General features: G+C 66.7%; 16 protein-coding genes. 12 read left to right on the forward strand and 4 right to left on the reverse strand.

Features of this window, described 5'->3' with window-relative positions; all coding sequences use genetic code 11:
* Nucleotides 1-53 precede the first annotated feature (53 nt).
* The 6 genes from kdpF to ACODS9_RS15620 all read left to right on the forward strand — a co-directional run bounded on the left by kdpF (nucleotide 54) and on the right by ACODS9_RS15620 (nucleotide 7,891).
* A complete protein-coding gene (gene kdpF, locus ACODS9_RS15595) occupies nucleotides 54-143 on the forward strand; it encodes a K(+)-transporting ATPase subunit F (RefSeq protein WP_011534724.1) in 90 nt (29 codons plus the stop codon).
* Nucleotides 144-152: 9 nt separating this feature from the next.
* Nucleotides 153-1,847 carry a potassium-transporting ATPase subunit KdpA gene (kdpA, locus tag ACODS9_RS15600; RefSeq protein WP_489094233.1) on the forward strand — a complete coding sequence of 565 codons (1,695 nt, stop codon included), beginning with the start codon at nucleotides 153-155 and terminating at the stop codon, nucleotides 1,845-1,847.
* A 10-nt stretch (nucleotides 1,848-1,857) separates the two neighbouring features.
* Nucleotides 1,858-3,912: a potassium-transporting ATPase subunit KdpB gene (gene kdpB, locus ACODS9_RS15605; RefSeq protein ID WP_046854788.1), complete on the forward strand. Its 2,055-nt coding sequence runs from the start codon at nucleotides 1,858-1,860 to the stop codon at nucleotides 3,910-3,912.
* Nucleotides 3,913-3,924: 12 nt separating this feature from the next.
* The gene (gene kdpC, locus ACODS9_RS15610; protein WP_489094234.1) at nucleotides 3,925-4,482 is read left to right on the forward strand and encodes a potassium-transporting ATPase subunit KdpC; all 558 of its coding nucleotides are present in this window, start codon (nucleotides 3,925-3,927) and stop codon (nucleotides 4,480-4,482) included.
* Nucleotides 4,483-4,547: 65 nt separating this feature from the next.
* On the forward strand, nucleotides 4,548-7,202 hold the full coding sequence (locus ACODS9_RS15615; RefSeq protein WP_489094235.1) for a DUF4118 domain-containing protein: 2,655 nt from the start codon (nucleotides 4,548-4,550) through the stop codon (nucleotides 7,200-7,202).
* Nucleotides 7,199-7,891, forward strand: a complete 693-nt coding sequence (locus ACODS9_RS15620; RefSeq protein WP_046854791.1) for a response regulator — start codon at nucleotides 7,199-7,201, stop codon at nucleotides 7,889-7,891. The genes ACODS9_RS15615 and ACODS9_RS15620 overlap by 4 nt, the downstream gene beginning before the upstream one ends.
* Nucleotides 7,892-7,936: 45 nt before the next feature.
* Here ACODS9_RS15620 and lysA read toward each other — a convergent pair whose 3' ends face one another.
* On the reverse strand, nucleotides 7,937-9,166 hold the full coding sequence (lysA, locus tag ACODS9_RS15625) for a diaminopimelate decarboxylase (RefSeq protein ID WP_489094236.1): 1,230 nt from the start codon (nucleotides 9,164-9,166) through the stop codon (nucleotides 7,937-7,939).
* 142 nt (nucleotides 9,167-9,308) lie between these two features.
* On the opposite strand from lysA, the gene ACODS9_RS15630 reads away from it, so the two are divergent.
* On the forward strand, nucleotides 9,309-10,223 hold the full coding sequence (locus ACODS9_RS15630) for a LysR family transcriptional regulator (RefSeq protein WP_401111061.1): 915 nt from the start codon (nucleotides 9,309-9,311) through the stop codon (nucleotides 10,221-10,223).
* A 92-nt stretch (nucleotides 10,224-10,315) separates the two neighbouring features.
* Entirely contained in the window at nucleotides 10,316-10,654 is a 339-nt protein-coding gene (locus tag ACODS9_RS15635; protein WP_046854794.1) for a hypothetical protein, read from the forward strand.
* Here the strand turns inward: ACODS9_RS15635 and cynR are convergent.
* Nucleotides 10,642-11,559 (reverse strand): transcriptional regulator CynR, encoded by a 918-nt coding sequence (gene cynR / locus ACODS9_RS15640; RefSeq protein WP_489094237.1) that lies wholly within the window; start codon nucleotides 11,557-11,559, stop codon nucleotides 10,642-10,644. The genes ACODS9_RS15635 and cynR overlap by 13 nt on opposite strands.
* Nucleotides 11,560-11,671: 112 nt before the next feature.
* On the opposite strand from cynR, the gene ACODS9_RS15645 reads away from it, so the two are divergent.
* The 3 genes from ACODS9_RS15645 (at nucleotide 11,672) to ACODS9_RS15655 (ending at nucleotide 14,139) form a co-directional block, all read left to right on the forward strand.
* Nucleotides 11,672-12,331, forward strand: a complete 660-nt coding sequence (locus tag ACODS9_RS15645; protein WP_489094238.1) for a carbonic anhydrase — start codon at nucleotides 11,672-11,674, stop codon at nucleotides 12,329-12,331.
* 28 nt (nucleotides 12,332-12,359) lie between these two features.
* The gene (gene cynS, locus ACODS9_RS15650; protein WP_038706489.1) at nucleotides 12,360-12,830 is read left to right on the forward strand and encodes a cyanase; all 471 of its coding nucleotides are present in this window, start codon (nucleotides 12,360-12,362) and stop codon (nucleotides 12,828-12,830) included.
* Between the two features lie 85 nt (nucleotides 12,831-12,915).
* A complete protein-coding gene (locus tag ACODS9_RS15655; RefSeq protein ID WP_489094239.1) occupies nucleotides 12,916-14,139 on the forward strand; it encodes an amidohydrolase family protein in 1,224 nt (407 codons plus the stop codon).
* 9 nt (nucleotides 14,140-14,148) lie between these two features.
* Here the strand turns inward: ACODS9_RS15655 and ACODS9_RS15660 are convergent, their stop codons facing one another.
* A complete protein-coding gene (locus tag ACODS9_RS15660) occupies nucleotides 14,149-15,402 on the reverse strand; it encodes an arsenic transporter (RefSeq protein ID WP_489094240.1) in 1,254 nt (417 codons plus the stop codon).
* A gap of 263 nt (nucleotides 15,403-15,665) precedes the next feature.
* On the opposite strand from ACODS9_RS15660, the gene ACODS9_RS15665 reads away from it, so the two are divergent.
* Entirely contained in the window at nucleotides 15,666-17,018 is a 1,353-nt protein-coding gene (locus ACODS9_RS15665; protein ID WP_489094241.1) for a spinster family MFS transporter, read from the forward strand.
* A gap of 61 nt (nucleotides 17,019-17,079) precedes the next feature.
* On the opposite strand, the gene ACODS9_RS15670 is transcribed toward ACODS9_RS15665, so the two are convergent.
* Entirely contained in the window at nucleotides 17,080-17,874 is a 795-nt protein-coding gene (locus ACODS9_RS15670) for a hypothetical protein (protein ID WP_156177517.1), read from the reverse strand.
* Nucleotides 17,875-17,887 lie beyond the last annotated feature (13 nt).

Here is a 17,887-nt window from a genome sequence, read left to right on the forward strand (position 1 = left end):
CTCGGACAATTTCCCCAAAGCGGCCTTCACGCCGCAACTAGGGGAGATTGCACATGTACATGCTCGACGGGCTGTCACTGCTTCTGGCGGTGGCGTTGGCGGTTTACCTGCTGGTGGCGCTGCTGCGCGCCGATCGCGGCTAAGGGGCGACCATGCACAGTTACGATTACCTGCTGCTGCTGGCGTTCTTCGCCATCGTGCTGTTGCCGGCGCCTTGGCTCGGACGCTTCTACTACAAGGTGATGGAAGGCCAGCGTACCTGGCTGTCTCCCGTCCTCGGCCCGGTGGAGCAGGGCTGCTACCGCCTGGCCGGGGTGAACGCCGAACAGGAGCAGGGCTGGAAGCAGTACACCCTGGCGCTGCTGGCCTTCAACCTCGCGGGCTTCCTGCTGTTGTTCGCCGTGCTGCTGCTGCAAGGCTCGCTGCCACTGAACCCGCAGCACCTGCCGGGCCAGGAGTGGTCGCTGGCGTTCAACACTGCGGTCAGCTTCATGACCAATACCAACTGGCAGGCCTACAGTGGTGAAGCCTCGGTCAGCTACCTGACGCAAATGATCGGCCTGACCGTGCAGAACTTCGTCAGTGCCGCCACCGGCCTGGCCGTGCTGGTCGCCCTGTGCCGGGGCATTGCCCGTCGCTCGGCCAATACCCTGGGCAACTTCTGGGTCGACCTGACGCGCGCCACCCTCTACGGCCTGCTGCCGCTGTGCCTGGTGCTGGCGCTGCTGCTGGTCTGGCAAGGCGTGCCGCAGACCTTTGCCGACTACGTCCACGCCGTGACCCTGCAAGGCACCGAGCAGACCATCCCGCTGGGCCCAGCCGCCAGCCAGATCGCCATCAAGCAGTTGGGCACCAACGGCGGTGGCTTCTTCGGCGTCAACTCGGCGCACCCGTTCGAGAACCCCACGGCCTGGAGCAACCTTTTCGAAGTGGCTTCGATCATCCTGATCCCGGTGGCCCTGGTATTCACCTTTGGCCACTACGTGAAGGACCTGCGCCAGAGCCGCACGATCATCGCCTGCATGCTCGCGCTGTTCCTGATCGGCGGCAGCACCGCGCTGTGGTCGGAGCATCAACCCAATCCGGCCCTGGAAAGCGCCCAGGTGCAGCAGAGCGCGCCGCTGGAAGGCAAGGAGAGCCGCTTCGGTACCACAGGTTCGGTGTTGTGGACGGTGACCACTACCTCGGCTTCCAACGGTTCGGTCAACGCCATGCACGATAGCCTCAACCCGCTGACCGGCATGGTGGCGATGGTCAACATGATGCTTGGCGAGGTGATCTTCGGCGGCGTCGGCGCCGGCCTCTACGGCATGCTGCTGTTCGTGCTGATCGCCGTGTTCCTGGCCGGCCTGATGATTGGCCGCACCCCGGAATACCTGGGCAAGAAGCTGCAGGCCCGTGAAGTGCAACTGCTGGTGGCGACCCTGCTGGTGATGCCGGTGGGCGTGCTGGTGCTCGGCGCCATCGCCGCCAGCCTGCCTGGGCCTGCCGGCGCGGTAACCAACCCCGGCGCCCACGGCTTCAGCCAACTGCTGTACGCCTACACCTCCGGCACCGCCAACAATGGCTCGGCCTTCGCCGGCTTCGGCGCCAACACCCCGTTCCACAACGTGATGATCGGCCTGGCCATGCTGATCGGCCGCTTCGGCTACATCCTGCCAGTGCTGGCCCTGGCCGGTAGCCTGGCGGCCAAGAAAAGCGCGCCGCAAGGCCTGAACAGCTTCCCCACCCACGGCCCGCTGTTCACCACGCTGCTGCTGGTGACCATCCTGCTGGTCGGTGGCCTGACCTTCCTGCCGACCCTGGCCCTGGGGCCGATTGCCGAACACCTGAGCCTGGGTTTCTGAGGAACACACCATGAACATGCCCATTCCCGAAGTGAAGGCGCGTCATAGCGCCAAGGACCAGACCCGTTTCGCCGCCCTGTGGCGCCCGGCGCTGGTGCAGGCCTTCGTCAAGCTCGACCCGCGCCAGCTCAGGCGCGCCCCGGTGATGCTGGTGGTGGCCCTCACTGCCATGCTGACCACCGTGCTTTGCTTTGCCCCTGAAAGTGGCGTGAGCACTTCAGTGGCCGTGCAGATCACCGTGTGGCTATGGTTCACCGTGCTGTTCGCCAACTTCGCCGAAGCCCTCGCCGAAGGTCGCGGCAAGGCCCGCGCCGACAGCCTCAAGGCTGGCAGCCAGGGCCTGGCCGCCAAGCGCCGCAAGAGCGACGGTACGTTCGAGACCGTCGCCGCCACCCAGTTGCGCAAGGACGACGTGGTGCGCGTGGTGGCCGGTGAGCTGATCCCCGGCGACGGTGAGGTGCTCGAAGGCATCGCCGCGGTCAACGAGGCGGCCATCACCGGCGAGTCCGCGCCGGTGATCCGCGAGTCCGGCGGCGACCGTTCGGCCGTTACCGGCAACACCCGCCTGGTCTCCGACTGGCTGCTGATCCGCATTACCAGCAACCCCGGCGAGTCAACCCTTGACCGCATGATTGCCCTGGTCGAAGGCGCCAAGCGGCAGAAGACCCCCAACGAGATCGCCCTCGACATCCTGCTGATCGGCCTGACCCTGATCTTCCTGATTGTGGTGGTGACCCTGCAGCCGTTCGCCCGCTTCGCCGGCGGCGAGCTGCCGCTGATCTTCCTCGCCGCGCTGCTGGTGACGCTGATCCCCACTACCATCGGCGGCCTGTTGTCGGCCATCGGCATCGCCGGCATGGACCGCCTGGTGCGCCTGAACGTGATCGCCCGCTCTGGCCGCGCCGTGGAAGCGGCAGGCGACGTGCATACGCTGATGCTCGACAAGACCGGCACCATCACCTTCGGCAACCGTCGCTGCAGCGCCCTGCACGCAGCCTCCGGGGTGACCGCCAAGGAGCTGGGGGAGGGCGCCTTGCTCGCCTCGCTGGCCGATGACACTGCCGAAGGCAAGTCGATCGTCGAGTACCTGCGCCAGTTGCACGATTTCGCGGAACCTGCGAGCAACCAGTACGAAGCCATCGCCTTCAGCGCCGAGACGCGCCTGTCGGGCATCGATTTTCAGCAGCGCCGCTACCGCAAGGGCGCCGTCGACGCGGTGCTGGCCTTCTGCGGCCTGCAACGCCTGGAGCTGCCCACGGCCCTGGCCCGTGAAGTGGAGCGCATCGCCCAGAGCGGCGGTACTCCGCTGCTGGTGTGCGTCGACAAGCACCTGCTCGGCGTGATCCACCTCAAGGACGTGGTCAAGCCCGGTATCCGCGAGCGCTTCGCCGAACTGCGCAAGCTCGGTATCCGCACTGTGATGGTCACCGGCGACAACCCGCTGACCGCCGCCGCCATCGCCGCCGAGGCGGGCGTCGATGACGTGCTCGCCGAGGCCACCCCGGAGAAGAAGCTGGCGCGGATCCGCCAGGAGCAGAACGACGGGCGCCTGGTGGCCATGTGCGGCGACGGTGCCAACGACGCGCCGGCCCTGGCCCAGGCCGATGTCGGCATGGCCATGAACGACGGCACCCAGGCGGCCCGCGAGGCCGCCAACATGGTCGACCTGGACAGCGACCCGACCAAGCTGCTGGACGTGGTGCAGGTGGGCAAGGAGCTGCTGGTCACCCGCGGCGCGCTGACCACCTTCTCCATCGCCAACGACGTGGCCAAGTACTTCGCCATCCTGCCGGCGCTGTTCGCCGCCATCTACCCGCAGTTGGGCGTGCTCAACCTGATGCACCTGGCCAGCCCGCAGAGCGCGATCCTCTCGGCCATCGTGTTCAACGCGCTGATCATCATCGTGCTGATCCCCCTGGCGCTGCGTGGGGTGCGGGTGCAGGCCGCCAGCGCCGCCCATTTGCTGCGGCGCAACCTGCTGATCTACGGCCTGGGCGGCATTGTCGTGCCGTTCGCCGGGATCAAGCTGATCGACATGCTGCTTACTGCGCTGCACCTGGTCTGAGGAGAGACTGACATGACCGCTTATGTACGCCCGGCCCTGAGCCTGGTCCTGCTGATGACCGTGGTCACCGGCGCGCTGTATCCCCTGGCGGTGACCGGCATCGCCCAGGTCGCCTTCCCTGAGCAGGCCAACGGTAGCCTGGTGCGCGATGACCGTGGCCAGGTGCGCGGCTCGGCGCTGATCGCCCAGGAATTCAAGGGCGACGGCTGGTTCCAGTCGCGGCCTTCGGCGGGCGCCTATGCCACCGTGGCCAGCGGCGCGAGCAACCTGGCGCCGAGCAACCCGGCGCTGGCCGAACGGGTCAAGACTGACGCCTCCCAGCAGTACCAGGCGCAGCAGGGGCCGGTGCCCCAGGCGCTGTTGACCACCTCCGGCAGCGGGCTGGACCCGCACCTGCCGCCCGAGGCGATCGCCTACCAGCTGCCGCGTGTGGCGGCGGCGCGGCAGGTCTCGGAGGAGCGCTTGCAAGGGTTGGTGAATGGGGCCACCCTGCGGCCATTGGTCGGGCCGCCGGTGGTGAATGTGCTGGCGTTGAACCAGGCGCTTGAACGCCTTGCGCCGAGCCACTGAAGCCGGGGCCGCTTTGCGGCCCATCGCCGGCAGGCCCTCATTCGTTACATTTTGAAGGATGAAGCATGAGTAACCCCACCCGCGCCGACGCGCTGTTGGCCGGCCTGCCCCGCGAAGGCCGCGGCAGGCTCAAGGTGTTCCTCGGCGCCGCGCCCGGGGTCGGCAAGACCTTTGCCATGCTCCAGGCCGCCCACGCCCAGCAGCGCCAGGGCGTGCAAGTGGTAGCCGGAGTGGTCGAGACCCACGGCCGCGCCGAGACCGAAGCCCTGCTCGGCGGGCTGCCCCAACAACCCCTGCTGCGCAGCGAATACCGCGGCGTGATGCTCGAGGAAATGGACCTCGACGGCCTGCTCAAGGCCGCGCCACCGCTGGTGCTGGTCGACGAACTGGCTCACACCAACGCCCCCGGCAGCCGCCACGCCAAGCGCTGGCAGGACGTGCAGGAACTGCTCGCCGCCGGCATCGACGTCTACACCACGGTCAACGTCCAGCACCTGGAAAGCCTCAACGACAAGGTCCGCGACATCACCGGCGTGCAGGTGCGCGAGACGCTGCCCGACTGGGTGCTGCAGGAAGCCTTCGAACTGGTGCTGATCGACCTGCCGCCGCGCGAGCTGCTCGAGCGCCTGCGCGAGGGCAAGGTCTACGTGCCCGAGCAGGCGCGAGCCGCCATCGAGGCCTATTTCTCCCAGACCAACCTCACCGCCCTGCGCGAGCTGGCCATGCAGACCGCCGCCGCCCAGGTGGACGCGGACCTGGCCAGCGGCTACCGCCAGCGCGGCCAGGAAGCCCCGGCCCTGCGCGGCCGGCTGCTGGTGGGCATCGATGGCGACGAGCAGGCCGAACGCCTGGTGCGGCATGCCTGTCGCGTCGCCCAGCGTCGCCATCTGCCATGGAGCGTGGTCCACGTCGACAACGGCCGCCTGCGTGACGAAACGGCCCGCCATCGCTTGCAGGCCGCCCAGCAACTGGCCGAGCGCCTTGGCGGCGAAGTGGTGCTGCTGCGCGCCGGCGAAGTGGCACGCACGCTGATCCAGCACGCCGCCGAGCGCCGCGCCAGCCTGGTGCTGGTGGGCCAGTCCCGTGACCTGTTACGTCGGCGCCTGTTCGGCGCCGGCGTGGCGGCCCGCCTGCTGCGTGAGAGCCACGGCCTGGAGATCAACGTGCTCGACCGCGACGCCCAGCCGCCAGCGGCGCGCACGGCGGTCAAGCGCGTATGGGTGTGGCGCCATTATGTGCTGGCGCTGGTCGCCACGCTGCTGGCCGCAGGCCTGGCCTGGGCCGTGTCGAGCGTGCTGGCGCTGCCCAACATTTCCCTGGTGTTCCTCGCCGCCGTGCTGCTGGTGGCGGTGCGCAGCAGCCTGGGGCCGGCCCTGGCGTGCGCGGCGCTGTCGTTCCTCACCTACGATTTCCTGTTCATACCGCCGAACTTCTCCTTCGCCATCCAGCGCGAAGAGGACGTGCTGACCCTGGTCTTCTTCCTGCTGATGGCCGCGCTGACCGGCAACCTCGCCGCGCGCCAGCGCCGCCAGTTGCAGGCGTTGCGCGAGACCCAGGCAGAGACCCGCCAGTTGCTCGATCTGTCGCGTCGCCTGACCGTGGCCACCGACCGCCAGGCGGTGTTCAGCGCTGCCGGCCAGCATATGGATGGCTGGCAGGGCGTGCAGGTGTGTCTGCTCGAACGCAGTGCCGACGGCCTGCTGCAGGTGGCCAGCGGTGGCTCGCCAGCCTTCACCGACAATGAACGCGCCGCCGCCGAATGGGCCTGGCAACATGGCCAGGCCGCGGGCTTTGGCAGTGACACCTTGCCCCACGGCCGCTGGTGGTGGTGGCCGCTGGCCGTGGAGGAACAGCCCCTGGCCCTGCTCGGCATCCGCCCCCGCGACGGCGAACCACTGAGTGATCCGCGCCGTCGGTTGTTGATGGCCCTGGCGCAGCCCCTGGCCCAGGCCCTGGCCCGCGCCCGCCTGGGCGAACAACTGGAAGCCGCCCGCCTGCATGGTGAAACCGAGCAACTGCGCAGCGCCTTGCTCGCCTCGGTCTCCCATGACCTGCGCACGCCGCTGACGTCGATGCGCGGCAGTATCGACAGCCTGCTGGCGCTGGGCGACGCCATCCCCCCGGACGATCGCCGCGAGCTGCTGGAAGGCACTCGCAACGAAGCCGAGCGCCTGGATCGCTACATCCAGAATCTGCTGGACATGACCCGCCTGGGCCACGGCACGCTCAAGCTGGCCCGCGACTGGGTAGCCCCGGCCGATATCGTCGGCAGCGCCCTCAACCGCTTGCGCGTGGTGCTGGCGCCCCTGCGCGTGCACACCGAAGTCCCGCCCGAGCTGCCGCTGCTGTTCGTGCACGCGGCGCTGATCGAGCAGGCGCTGATCAACGTGCTGGAAAACGCCGCGCGCTTTTCCCCGGCCAACGGTCGGCTGCAACTGCAGGTCTCGGTGCACGACGAACAGCTGTGCCTCGCGGTCGCCGACGAGGGCCCCGGCATCCCCCAGGACGAGCGCGAAAAGATCTTCGACATGTTCTACACCGCCGCCCGCGGCGATCGGGGCGGGCAGGGCACCGGCCTGGGCCTGGCGATCTGCCAGGGCATGATCGGTGCCCATGGCGGGCGCATCCTGGTCGACGATGGCATCGATGGCCACGGCACCCGCATCACTCTATGCTTGCCGCTGCCGACCCAACCCGACACCGAAAGTGAAGCCCCATGAGCCAAGCCGCCACCCTGCTGGTCATCGACGACGAGCCGCAGATCCGCAAGTTCCTGCGTATCAGCCTGGCGTCCCAGGGCTACAAGGTGATCGAGGCCGGCACCGGTAGCGAGGGCCTGGCCCAGGCCGCCCTGAACAAGCCCGACCTGGTGGTGCTCGACCTCGGCCTGCCGGACATGGACGGCCAGCAGGTGCTGCGCGAACTGCGTGAATGGAGCACGGTACCGGTGATGGTGTTGTCGGTGCGTGCCAGCGAAGTACAGAAGGTCGATGCGCTTGACGGCGGGGCCAACGACTACGTGACCAAGCCCTTCGGTATCCAGGAATTCCTCGCCCGGGTGCGGGCGTTGCTGCGCCAGGCGCCCCAGGTGGGGGCAGCCACGTCGGCGGCGAGCTTTGGGCCATTGGTGGTGGATTTTGCCTATCGCAAGGTGACCCTGGAGGGCGTCGAGGTGGCGCTTACGCGCAAGGAGTATGCGTTGCTGGCGCAACTGGCCGGGCACCCCGGGCGGGTGATCACCCAGCAGCAACTGCTCAAGGATATCTGGGGGCCGACCCATGTCGACGATACCCACTACCTGCGCATCGTGGTGGGGCACCTGCGGCAGAAGCTGGGGGATGACCCCACGGCGCCCAGGTTCATCATTACCGAACCGGGCGTGGGGTACCGTCTGGTGACACCGGCTTGACGCCCGCCGTTGTGGGAGCGGGCTCGCCCCCACAAACCCATCGCGTTACACGGATAACTCCAGGGCCAGCAGCTCCTGCACGCTCTGCCGTCGACGGATCATCCGCAGGTTACCTTGTTCGAGCAGAAACTCCGGGAGCAACGGTCGGCTGTTGTAGTTCGACGACATCGATGCGCCATAGGCCCCGGCGTCGTGAATTACCAGCAGATCGCCCACCTTGGCCTGGGGCAGGTCCTGGGGCATCAGCTCCTCGTCGTTCTGGGTGAACACATCACCGGACTCGCACAGCGGCCCGGCCACCACGGTCGGTTGCAGGGGGCGATTGACTGGGTGCCCCACGGCATCGAACAGGCTCATGCGGTGATAAGCACCGTACATCGCCGGGCGCATCAGGTCGTTGAAGCCGGCATCGACCAGGATGTAGTGGCGGTCGCCCATCTGCTTGACGGCGCGCACCTCGGCCACCAGGTAGCCGCACTCGGCCACCAGGAAACGCCCCGGCTCGATCTCCATGCGCACGGGGTGGCCGAGCATCGCCTCGATCTCCGAACGCGCCACCGCCCAGGTGCGGGCATAGCGCTGCAGGTCAACCGGCTGGTCGCCGTCGCGGTAGGGCGTGGACAAACCGCCGCCGATGGAGAAGGCCTCGATATCCATGCCCAGGCGGCCGATCAGCCCGACCATCGCGCTGGCCACCTGCTCCAGGTGCTGGTAGTCCACCCCCGAGCCGATGTGCATGTGCACGCCCACCAGATGCAGGCCGTGTTCTTTTACGCAGGCCAGCGCCTCGGGCAGTTGTTCGTGCCAGATGCCGTGCTTGCTGTTCTCGCCGCCGGTATTGGTCTTGCGGCTGTGGCCATGGCCGAAGCCGGGGTTGATGCGCAGCCACACCCGGTGGCCGGGGGAGCGCTCGCCGAGCTGGCGGAGCATGTCGATGGAGCCGGCGTTGACCTCGATACCGGTCTCCACCACCCGCGCCAGGGTCGGCTGGTCCAGCACGTCGCAGGTCAGCACCACGCCGGCCGGTTCGCCGCCCACCGACGCCCCGGCGGCGAAGGCGCGTTCCATTTCGCCCAGCGACACAGCATCGAGCACCAGGCCGCGTTCGCGGATCAGACGCAGCACATGCAGGTTGGGGTTGGCCTTCTGCGCGAAGCGCACGGTGTCGAAGTGCTGGGTGAGCTGGTCGATGCGCTGATGGATGGTCTGGGCGTCGTAGGCCCACAGCGGCGAGCCGTGCTGGCGGACGGCGTCGGCCAGGAGGGTGGTGGTCATGGTGGCGTTCCTTGTTTTGGATACGCCGATGGTGAGGCAGTTTTGGTGATTCAGAAAAATAGCTATTGTTCTGAAGGCAATTCATATTTGATATGTCGAAACCCCTCCAGATTTCTGGTCACGCCCAGGTCTTGTCTCAGCCATGCGACTTTCCATCCGTCATATCGAAGTGTTCCGCGCCATCATGGCCGCCGGCAGTGTCACTGGCGCCGCGCGCCTGCTGTTCACCTCGCAGCCCACGGTCAGCCGCGAGCTGGCGCGCATGGAGCAGGTCACCGGCCTGAGCCTGTTCGAGCGCGAAGGCGGGCGCCTGGTGCCCAGTGCCCAGGCCTTGCTGCTGATCGAGGAAGTCGAGCGTGCCTTCGTCGGCCTCGAGCGCATCGACCGCTTCGCCCAGGCCATCCGCAATTTCGAGCAGGGCCGGCTGGCCATCACCTGCCTGCCGTTGTTCTCGCAAACCCTGCTGCCGAAGGCCTGCAAGGCGTTTCACCAGCACCATCCCGGGGTCAGCCTGAGCATCACCGCCCAGGAGTCGCCATTGTTGGAGGAGTCGCTGGTCGCCCAACAGCACGACCTCGGCCTGACCGAGACCGCGCAAGTGCCGCGGGGCGCGGTCGGCGAACTGTTGTTCAGTGCCGACATGGTCTGCGTGTTGCCCGCGCAGCACCCCCTGCTGGCCAAGCCGGTACTCCAGCTGCAGGACTTCCACGAAGTCGACTTCATCAACCTGGCCAGCCTGGACAGTTACCGGCAGCAACTCGACCTGCATTTTCGCGAGGCCGGCGTGAACCGGCGGACGATCATCGAGACCACCAGCGCCGCCTCGGTGTGCGCCATGGTCCGCCAGGGCCTGGGGGTGGCGATCATCAATCCGCTGAGCGGGCTGGAAGCGGGGCAGGCTGGGCTGGCGATCCGCCGCCTGAGCCTGTCGGTGCCGTACCAGGTGATGCTGATCCGGCCCGAGCTGCGGCCCGCATCAGCGGTGTTGGAGCCGTTCTGCCAAGCGCTGCGGGAGCAGGCCAGGGCAATGGAGGCGGCTTTGGCGCAAGGCGCCTGAGCGCCTGGGCGAACGATTGGAACATTCCCGGCCACGCCAGGGTCAACCCCATCAGCAGTGATCGAAAATGCTCCACAGCATGAGGACTCGCCATGAGTACGCTGACGATCGAAGGCTGGTTCAAAGGTGAGGGTGATCGCAGGTCCACCCCGGTGGGTGACATTCACTTCGACATCCAGGGCGTGAACCACCGCAAGTTGGAGCAGGCCGAGGAACGCCTGCAACAGAGCCACGAGCCCGAGGCGATGGTGGATGTCGACATGGACAGCCTGAACCTGGTGCTGCCCGAGGGCTACGGCCCGTTGTCGGACTGCCGCCTGCGCGTCTACCTGAGTGACGACGAGCGTGGCCAGTTCCATCTGGTCGGGCATCGGGCCAGTGATGGCAGCCTGATCTACACCAATGCGGTGTTGATCGCTCAGCTGAGCTGAATACCGGCTGCGCTGTCGCCGGTTTCCAGGCGTGCCGCCACTGACGTTGCCACTTCGCTGAAAGCCCGCGCCGCCGCGCTCTGGTAAGCGCCCCTGCGCTGCATCAAGACTGCGGTGCGCTGCAGGCGCAGTGGGTCCAGGGCAATGGCGGTCAGGTCATCATGGGCCAGGGCGAGGTTGGCGGGCAGCAGGGTCGACAGGGTCGTGCGGCGCACCACTTCGATCACTGCGCCAATGGCGTTGGCCTCCATCCGCACCCGTGGGCGTATGCCGTGCTGGCGGCAATAACGCTCGATCTGCTCGCGCGTGGCGAACTCGGCGCTGAGCAGGATCAGCGACTCGTCGTTGAGTGCCTGAGGGCCAATGCTGCGGGCAGTAGCCAGCGGATGCGCGCGACCGACCACCAGCGCCAGGGTTTCCACCAGCAGCGGACGGCTGTCGATGTCCTGGCTGTGGACCTCATCGAAGGCGATGCCGACATCCAGCTCATCGGCCTGCAACAGCTCCTCCATGCGCTCCTGGGCGATTTCGCGCAGGTTCAGGGTGATGTTCGGATAACGCGCATGGAAGGCCTCGACCAGCGGGCCGATCAGGTAGGTGGTGAAGGTCGGCGTCACTGCCACCCGCAGCGATCCCCGGCTCAGATCTCCCACGTCATGGATGGCGCGCCTGGCCTCCAGCAGTTCCTGTTCCGCCCGCTTGGCATAGCGCAGGTAGACCTCCCCGGCATCGGTCAGCCGCGTGCTGCGCCCGGAACGGTCGAACAACTGCGCGCCCAGGCTTTCTTCCAGTTGCCTGACCTGCTGTGACAGCGCCGGCTGGGAGACATGCAGCGCCGCTGCGGCGCGGGTGAAGCTGTGGTGTTGCGCCACTGCGAGAAAGTACTGGAGGTGCCGGGCAAGCATGACTGTTCCCATAAGATAATCTGATGTGCTTCATCATAAATGAGACTTTTACCTTATGTAATGCGCTACGTAACCTTTGCCTCAACACACCGCGACATTGAGGCAAGCAGCCATGAAAGACATCATCGACGGTTTTCTGAAGTTCCAGCGCGACGCCTTCCCCGAACGGATCAAGCTGTTCAAGGACCTGGCCACCCAGCAAAGCCCCCGGGCGCTGTTCATCTCCTGCTCCGACAGCCGCCTGGTGCCTGAGCTGGTCACCCAGCGCGAGCCGGGCGACCTGTTCGTCATCCGCAACGCAGGCAACATCGTGCCGTCCTACGGCCCTGAGCCTGGCGGCGTATCGGCCTCGGTCGAATATGCCGTCGCCGCCCTGCAGGTAGCCGACATCGTCATCTGCGGCCACTCCGACTGCGGCGCCATGACCGCCATCGCCACCTGCAAGTGCCTGGACCACATGCCCGCCGTGGCCGGCTGGCTGCGCTACGCCGACTCCGCCCGGGTGGTCAACGAGGCGCGCCAGCATCACAGCCCGCAGGCCAAGGTCGAGGCCATGGTGCGCGAGAACGTGATCGCCCAGCTGGCCAACATCCAGACCCACCCCTCGGTGCGCCTGGCCCTGGAAGAGGGCCGCGTGCGCCTGCATGGCTGGATCTACGACATCGAAAGCGGCCGCATCGATGCCTTCGACGGACGTACCGGCCAGTTCGTCGCCCTGGCGCAGAACCCTGACGTCAATGCCGTTTCCCACCCTTCCAAACACGTTGCCTGAACCCCTTTCAAACCCAAGGAGACACACCATGATCCAGTCGCAAATCAGCCAGAACGCCCGCCTTGCCCTGAGCGAAGTCATCCTCCTGGCCAAGGCCCGCAAGGACCTGTCGTTCGCCCAGATCACCGACGGCACCGGCCTGTCCGAAGCCTTCGTCACTGCCGCGCTGCTGGGCCAGCACCCGCTGCCGGCCAGCGCTGCCCAGGTGGTGGGTGACAAGCTCGGCCTGGACGCCGACGGCATCGCCCTGCTGCAGACCGTGCCACTGCGCGGCAGCATCCAAGGCGGCGTGCCGACCGACCCGACCATCTACCGCTTCTACGAGATGCTGCAGGTGTACGGCACCACCCTCAAGGCACTGGTCCACGAGAAGTTCGGCGACGGCATCATCAGCGCCATCAACTTCAAGCTCGACGTGAAGAAGGTAGACGATCCGGAAGGTGGCTCCCGCGCGGTGATCACCCTGGATGGCAAGTACCTGCCGACCAAACCGTTCTGATTCGCCCCTAGGGTAATGGCTCGGGCGTCGCACGACGCCCGGGCCATTTCCACGCAGGCTATTGATCCCCTACAGGAGCGACGGCATGGACCTGATCTTCAGAAATGTCCGCATCGACGATGCAAAACCCTTGATGGATGTGGCCGTGCACGACGGCAAGATCACTGATATCGCCCAGACGATCACGGCAACGGCAAACCAGGAAATCCAGGGCAACGGCAATGTCCTGGTCCCCGGCTTCGTCGAAGCTCACCTGCACCTGGAAAAAGCCAATGTCATGCAGCGCAGGGCCAACCGCTCCGGCACCTTGAAGGAAGCGATCGCCGTCACTGCGGCGCTCAAGCCCACCCTGACCCGCGACGACATTCGCGAGCGCTCTGTGCAGGTGTTGCGCGCCCTGGTGCAGGCCGGCACCACCCATGTGCGTGCCCACGCGGAGTTCGACCCGGCCCAGGGTTTCACCGGCCTGGACGTGGTCCTGGAGCTGCGCGAAACCTTGCGTGATGTCATCGATATCCAGGTAGTGGCGTTTCCCCAGGAAGGCATCCTGAAACTGCCCGGCATGAAGGAGATGATGGTCGAGGCCATGGAGAAGGGCGCCGATGTGGTCGGCGGCATTCCCTACAACGACGTCTCGCCCCTGGAGCACATCGATTTCGTCTTCGACCTGGCCCAGCGCTATGGCAAGGACATCGACCTGCACCAGGACTTCGCCGACGACGCCGAGCACATGACCATCGAATACGTGGCCCGGCGGACCCTCGCCGCAGGCTACCAAGGGCGCGTCAGCGTCGGCCACCTGACCAGCCTGGCGGCCGTCGAGCCAGAGCGCCAGTCGCGCATCATCGCCCTGCTGCGCGAAGCCGGCATCAGCGTGATGTGCCTGCCCGCCACCGACCTGCACCTGGGCGCCCGTGGCGACAGCCACAATGTGCGGCGCACCTTGACCCCGGTGCGAGCGTTGCGCGATGGCGGGGTGAACGTATGCCTGGCCACCAACAACATCCGCAATGCCTTCACCCCCTACGGCACCGGCGACCTGCTGCACATCGCGCAGCTGGCCATCCCCGCCTGCCACCTGGGCGGGGCGGACGACCAGGCCACGGTGTTGCCGATGCTCACCAGCAACCCGGCCAAGGCCCTGGGGTTGCACAGCCATGGCCTGGCGGTGGGCAACGACGCGGACCTGGTGCTGATGGATACCCACCGTGTCGGCGACGTGATCCTCGACCTGCCAGCGCGGCTGATGGTGCTCAAGCGCGGCAGGGTGGTGGCGACGGCCGAGCAGCGGCGTTCGGTGGTGTTCTGAAGGCCGGGCTCAGACCGCCAGCAGCAACAGTGCCGCCACCAGTGCCGGGGGCATTACCAGCACGCCCAGGCGCAAGAAACTCAGCGCGCCGACATGCTCGCCCTCGCGGCGGATCGCCACCAGCCACAGCAGCGTGGCCAGGGAACCGGTGATCGACAGGTTCGGCCCCAGGTCGACGCCGATAAGCAAGGCGGCGGTGGTCTGCCGGGGCAGCTCGACCAGTTGGCCGATGGAGCCGGCGATCAGGCCGGTGGGCAGGTTGTTCATCAGGTTGCCGGCCACCGCGGCGATCACGCCCGCGGCCCAGCTCGCCGTGTCCGGCGATTGCTGCGCCAGGGTCGCCAGCCTATGCGCGAGCCGTTCGATCACGCCGGTATGGGCCACCGCCTCCACCAGCACGAACAGGCCCGCCACCAGCGGCAGCACGCCCCAGGCCACATGGCGCAGCAACGGCGCCGGGCTGCGCCGCTGGCGCAGGTGGATCAGCCCGACCGTGGCCATGCCTGCGCAAAAGGTCGGCAGCCCCAGCGGCACGTCCAGTGCCGATACCGTCAACAGCAGGGCACCGGTGAACATCAGGCCCAGCGCGCAAAGCCGGGCGCCGGCCGACAAGGGGCGCATCTCGATGGCCACGGCCAGCGGTTGGCGGATGCGCTTGCGCATGGTCAGGCGCAGCATCAGGTAGGTCGCGGCGATGGCTGCCAGCGACGGCAGGCTGAACTGGCGCAGCCACTCCAGCAGCGGTGGCATCTGGCTGCCGAAGACCACCAGGTTGGCCGGGTTGGAGATGGGCAGCACGAAGCTGGCGGCATTGGCGATGAAGGCGCAGATGAACAGGTAGGGCAGCGGCTCGGCCTTGGCCGCCTTGCATGCCGCGTACACAGCCGGCGTCAGCACCACGGCGGTGGCGTCGTTGGACAGGAACACCGTAACCCATGTACCGACCAGGAACACCAGGTCGAACAGGCGCTGCCCGGAGCCCTTGGCGTGCTGCACCGCGTACCTGGCCAGCCAGTCGAACAACCCCTCCTGGCGCGCCAGTTCGGCCAGCACCATCATGCCGACCAGGAACAGGTACACATCGCCACCTTTGGCCACCGCCGACAATGCCATGCGCCACGGGATCAGCCCGCAGGCCGTCAGCAGCATGGCGGCGCCCAGCGCCCAGACGTATTCCGGCATACGACCGGGGCGAACGATGATCAGGGCGGTGGCCAGGGCCGCGACCGACCAGATGATCAGGGATGAATCAGCAACGGGCATGGGAACTACCAATTTCAGAATGGGGTATCGAGGGCGGCCACGACGCTGCACGCCCAGGCCGGCGGCATGGCCGCTTACGTTAGCACTCCCGTACCTTGGCAGGGATGAAGTTCGTGCAGGCCCGAGTGCACTGGCAGCCCTCCCTGGCAAAACCCATCAACCGCTATAAGCGCGATCAATGTTGGCAGACGGTCACTGCATCCGCCTCTAGATTGCACAAGGCGTGCTGGAAGCCCCGAACAACAATAACGAGGGACCCGACTATGCCCACCGCCCCACAAGCGTCCAACGCCTGGCGCATCCTGTTCCTGCTGTTCCTGGCCAACCTGTTCAACTTCTTCGACCGCACCATCCCGGCCATCGTCATCGAGCCGATCCGTCTGGAGTGGCACCTGAGCGACTTCCAGATCGGCATCATCGGCACCGCCTTCACCCTGGTCTACGCCATCGCCGGCCTGCCGCTGGCACGTATCGCCGACACGGGTTCACGCAGCAAGCTCATGGGCTGGGGCTTGCTGGCCTGGAGCGGGCTGACGGCGGTCAACGGCATGGTCGGCAGTTTCTGGAGCTTCCTGCTGGTGCGCATGGGCGTGGGCATCGGCGAGGCCAGCTATGCGCCCGCCGCCAACTCGCTGATCGGCGACCTGTTTCCCGCCGGGCGGCGGGCAAGGGCGATGGGCATCTTCATGCTCGGCCTGCCGTTGGGCCTGTTGCTAGCGTTCTTTACAATCGGCGCGATGGTCGAGGCCTTCGGTACCTGGCGCGCACCGTTCTTCATTGCCGCCGTGCCCGGCGTGCTGCTGGCGCTGTTCATTTTCATGATCCGCGAACCCGCGCGCGGTGCGGCGGAGACCGTGGCCATCGCCCAGACCCCGCTGGACCGCCCGCTGCGTCGGGTGCTGAGCGTGCCCACCTTCGCCTGGCTGGTGCTGGCAGGGCTGACTTTCAATTTCTCCACCTACGCCTGCAACTCGTTCATGGTGCCGATGCTGCAGCGTTACTTCGCATTGTCGTTGCATGACGCCGCAGTGGCCACCGGGCTGATCGTCGGCCTCAGCGGCCTGGTGGGCCTGACCCTCGGCGGCTGGGTGGCCGACAAGGTGCACCAGCGCTTCGCCAACGGCCGCCTGGTGTTTGCCGCGCTGAGCATGCTGGTGGCCAGCTTGTGCACCGCGTGGGCACTGCATGCCGGGCGCATCGAGCTGGGCGTGTTCGTGGCGGTCTTCGGCATTGGCTGGCTGTTCTCGTACAACTTCTATACCTGCGTGTACACCGCCATCCAGGACGTGGTGCAACCGCGCTTGCGGGCCACGGCCATGGCACTGTTTTTCGCCGGGCTGTACCTGCTGGGCGGCGGGCTGGGGCCGGTGGTGGTCGGCGGGCTGTCCGACCACTTCGCCGTGGCGGCTATGACGGCGGCGGGTGAGGGCCTGATGAACGAGGCGTTCAAGGCACAGGGGCTGCATGACGCGATGTACCTGATACCCGTGGTGCTGATGCTGACCATGGTGTTCCTGCTGGCGGCTTCGCGGTGTTTCAGCCGGGATGCGCAGCGGATGCGCGAGGGGATGGTGCTGGAGGGCGGGGCGGTGGCGGGGCAGGCGGCACAGGCTTGAAGCCAGGTGTGCCGCCTTGATCGTCGAATGCCCACTTGCTGCGGCGGCTTGCATGAAGGATTCAGTGGGTGCCGTTGTCTCGGAATTCGGCACTGAGGTTCATCGGGTCGAGGCAGTCCTTGGTCAATGCCTGCACTTGCTTGAAGTGGGCCTGCGCCGTGGCTTCATCCACGTCGCCCATGACTATCAGTGAGTAGTAGGCGTCTGCGCGGTACTGCTGCAGCTCCAACGAGACGGGAGTGAACGCTTGCGCCACTGCGCCGAGCGGTCGTTGCGGATCTAACGTGGGTTTATCCAGGCCTTTGAAGCACAACGATTGCGACGTTGGCAACGGATAGTAATCGGCATAGGGGTCGGGCCGCTCCAAGGCCTTGAGCAGTTGTGCGCGCAGGCGTTGAAGCTCCGGGTCATCGACGGCAAAGCGCAACATTGCGGTCTGGCACTCGCGCAACATCGCCACCGCCGCAGCCAGCAGGCCCTGGTCGGCCGCCGTTTGGTACAGCGCGCAGGCCTGCGCCTGCTTTTGCTCACGTTGGCCTGGCATCAGCAACTTGAAGTGGGACTCCAGGTTGGCCAGCAGATAGCTCGCGACGGCATGACCGCCATCGCTGGCCTTGCGCAACTCGTGTTCCATGGCGTCGTGTTCTTGTGCGAAAGCGTGCAGGGCCTGCGCCATGGCGGGTTTGTCCAGCTGGCCAAGTTGTTCCTGCTCTACCAATCGACTCGCCTGTTGCGCATTGGCTTCGGCCATGCGAACTGCCCGTTGATAGTCAGCCTCGGCCTCGACGCTGGGGGCGGCCTGTGCCGTGCTGCAAAGCGTCAGGCAGAACAGCAGGGTTGGGAGCTTGAGTGACAATGGCGTTCCTCCA

The organism is Pseudomonas sp. FG36 (assembly GCF_057809275.1).